Annotated in this window: 3 protein-coding genes; all 3 read left to right on the top strand. The window is 63.4% G+C overall.

Translation table 11 applies throughout. From position 1 onward, the window contains the following. Window positions 1-807 (top strand): tryptophan synthase subunit beta (gene trpB / locus Q7T64_RS02310; protein ID WP_304790513.1); only part of this gene is annotated, 807 nt, incomplete at its 5' end. Between the two features lie 16 nt (window positions 808-823). Next, window positions 824-1,621: a tryptophan synthase subunit alpha gene (gene trpA, locus Q7T64_RS02305; RefSeq protein ID WP_304790510.1), complete on the top strand. Its 798-nt coding sequence runs from the start codon at window positions 824-826 to the stop codon at window positions 1,619-1,621. Window positions 1,622-1,817: 196 nt separating this feature from the next. Beyond that, a complete protein-coding gene (accD, locus tag Q7T64_RS02300; RefSeq protein ID WP_304790507.1) occupies window positions 1,818-2,699 on the top strand; it encodes an acetyl-CoA carboxylase, carboxyltransferase subunit beta in 882 nt (293 codons plus the stop codon). Window positions 2,700-2,724 lie beyond the last annotated feature (25 nt).

Genomic DNA, 2,724 nt, shown 5'->3' with positions numbered 1-2,724 from the left:
CTTGAATGCGTGGTGTACATGGGCAGTGAAGATACCCGTCGCCAGGTGCAGAACGTGTACCGGATGGGCTTGCTTGGTGCCAAGGTGGTGCCGGTCGAATCCGGGTCCAAAACCCTGAAGGATGCGTTGAACGAAGCCATGCGCGACTGGGTCACCAATGTCGAGAACACGTTCTACATCATCGGCACCGTCGCAGGGCCCCATCCGTACCCGATGATGGTGCGCGATTTCCAGTCCGTGATCGGACAGGAATGCCTGGTCCAGATGCCGCAGATGACCGGCCGCCAGCCTGATTACGTGATGGCCTGCGTCGGCGGCGGCTCCAATGCAATGGGCATTTTCTATCCGTATATCGATGAACCTGGCGTCAAGCTGGTCGGCGTCGAGCCGGCAGGCGACGGCATTGAAACCGGGCGTCACGCCGCAGCGCTGCTGGCCGGTACACCCGGTGTGTTGCATGGCAACCGGACTTACCTGCTGCAGGACAAGAATGGCCAGATCATCGAGACCCACTCGGTGTCGGCCGGACTGGACTATCCGGGCGTTGGCCCCGAACATGCATGGCTGAAGGATTCCGGCCGGGCGCAGTATGTGTCCGTCACCGACGAAGAGGCGGTCGCTGCTTTCCATACCTGCTGCCGGATCGAAGGCATCATCCCGGCGCTGGAGTGCGCCCACGCACTGGCGTATGCGGCGAAGTTCGCCGCCACGCTGCCCAAGGACCAGACCATCCTGGTCAACCTATCGGGCCGGGGCGACAAGGACATGCATACGGTTGCCGAATACGACAAGCACAAGAAGAACTGAAAGAGAGCGATCCGGCATGTCCCGCATAACCCCCACCTTTGCCGCCCTGGCGGCGCAAAAGAAGACGGCGCTGATTCCGTTCATCACCGCTGGCGACCCCGATCCGGCCATCACGGTGCCGCTGATGCATGCGCTGGTACGCGCCGGCGCCGACATCCTTGAACTCGGCGTGCCGTTCTCGGACCCGATGGCCGAAGGGCCCGTGATCCAGCGCGCCTGTGAACGGGCGCTCAAGTTCAACGTGTCCCTGTCCGACGTGCTGGGCTATGTCCGTACATTCCGCCAGACCAACAGCAGCACACCGGTGGTGCTGATGGGCTATGCCAATCCGATCGAGCACATGGGACAGCAGGTTTTCATCGCCGCCGCCAAAGCGGCGGGCGTGGATGCCACCATCGTGGTCGACTATCCGCCCGAGGAGTGCGAGCAGTACGCACAATCGATGCACGACAATGGCATGGACACGATTTTCCTGCTGGCGCCGACCTCGACCGAGGAGCGCATGGCCCAGGTCGGCCAGCTTGGCAGCGGTTTTTGCTACTACGTTTCCCTGAAAGGCGTGACCGGCGCGGCCAACATCGACATTGACGATGTTGCCCAGCGCATTGCCGCTGTGCGCCGCCACGTAAAGTTGCCGATCGGGGTGGGTTTTGGCATCCGCGACGGCGAGACAGCGCGTGCGGTTGCTTCGGTTGCCGACGCTGTCGTGATCGGCAGCCGGATCATCCAGGAGATGGAAAATCATCCACTGGAGCAGGCGGTCGAGGCGGCGGAACGTTTCCTGGCCGGTATTCGTCGCGCACTCGATGCCTGAGGTGTAAAATCCGCCCGGCCGGCACCCCTTTGGAAGTCAGGGTGACCGATGGGCTAAAGGGTGGGCCACGCTGGTGCCAAACCTTTGCGGCCGGGCCCGGCGAATATCGCGTAGCGGCATTTGGCGACCTGCGCGCCTGACGTTACAATGCGCCAGGCCTGAAATTACGAAGCGAACCAGGAAGGAACAGATCCCCATGAGCTGGCTAGAAAAACTGCTGCCACCGCGCATACAGCGTTCCGACGCATCGACCCGACGCTCGGTGCCCGAAGGACTGTGGCTCAAATGCCCGGCTTGCGAAGCGGTGCTGTACCGGACCGACCTGGAATCGAACCTGCATGTCTGTCCCAAGTGCGACCATCACATGCGGGTGCGGGCCAGGGAGCGCCTCGATGCGCTGCTCGACCCCGAAGGCCGCTATGAAATCGGGCAGGAAGTGTTGCCGGTCGATACACTCAAGTTCAAGGACAGCAAAAAATACAGCGACCGCCTGAAGGACGCGATTGAAACCACGGGCGAAACCGATGCCCTGATCGTGATTGGGGGGTCAATCCGGACCTTGCCGGTGGTGGTCGCCTGTTTCGAGTTTGAATTCATGGGCGGTTCGATGGGCTCGGTGGTGGGCGAGAAGATCGCGCGCCTCGGCCAGCGCTCGCTCGAGAAGAAGTGGCCCCTGATCGTGCTCTCCTGCTCGGGCGGCGCGCGCATGCAGGAAGGCGTGCTCTCGCTCATGCAGATGGCCAAGACGTCGGCGATGCTCTCGCAGCTCGCCGAGCGGCGCATCCCCTACGTCTCGATCCTCACGAACCCGACGACGGGCGGCGTGAGCGCGAGCTACGCGATGCTCGGCGACGCGATCCTCGCGGAGCCCGGCGCGGTCATCGGCTTCGCCGGGCCGCGCGTGATCAAGCAGACGCTCGGGCAGGATCTGCCCGAGGGATTCCAGACGGCCGAGTTCCTGCTCTCGCACGGCATGGTGGACCAGGTCGTGCACCGCCATCAGCTCAAGCGGACGGTCGGACAGCTCCTGCGCCACATGAGTGGCAAGCCCGCGGCGACGGGGTGGGCGTCCTCCTGACGCCGCGCAGCTACCGCGAGTCGCT

Origin of the sequence: Lacisediminimonas sp. (assembly GCF_030645335.1) — a bacterium.
In the GTDB taxonomy this organism is placed as follows: Bacteria; Pseudomonadota; Gammaproteobacteria; order Burkholderiales; family Burkholderiaceae_D; genus Lacisediminimonas.
The sequence above is the reverse complement of the archived record's forward strand: the minus strand, read 5'-3'. Positions and strand labels throughout refer to the sequence as shown.

What these genes read in the sequence shown, in the direction of transcription:
- trpA (WP_304790510.1), top strand. Translation starts at nt 824, where the DNA reads ATGTCCCGCATAACCCCCACCTTTGCCGCCCTGGCGGCGCAAAAGAAG.
- accD (WP_304790507.1), top strand. Translation starts at nt 1,818, where the DNA reads ATGAGCTGGCTAGAAAAACTGCTGCCACCGCGCATACAGCGTTCCGAC.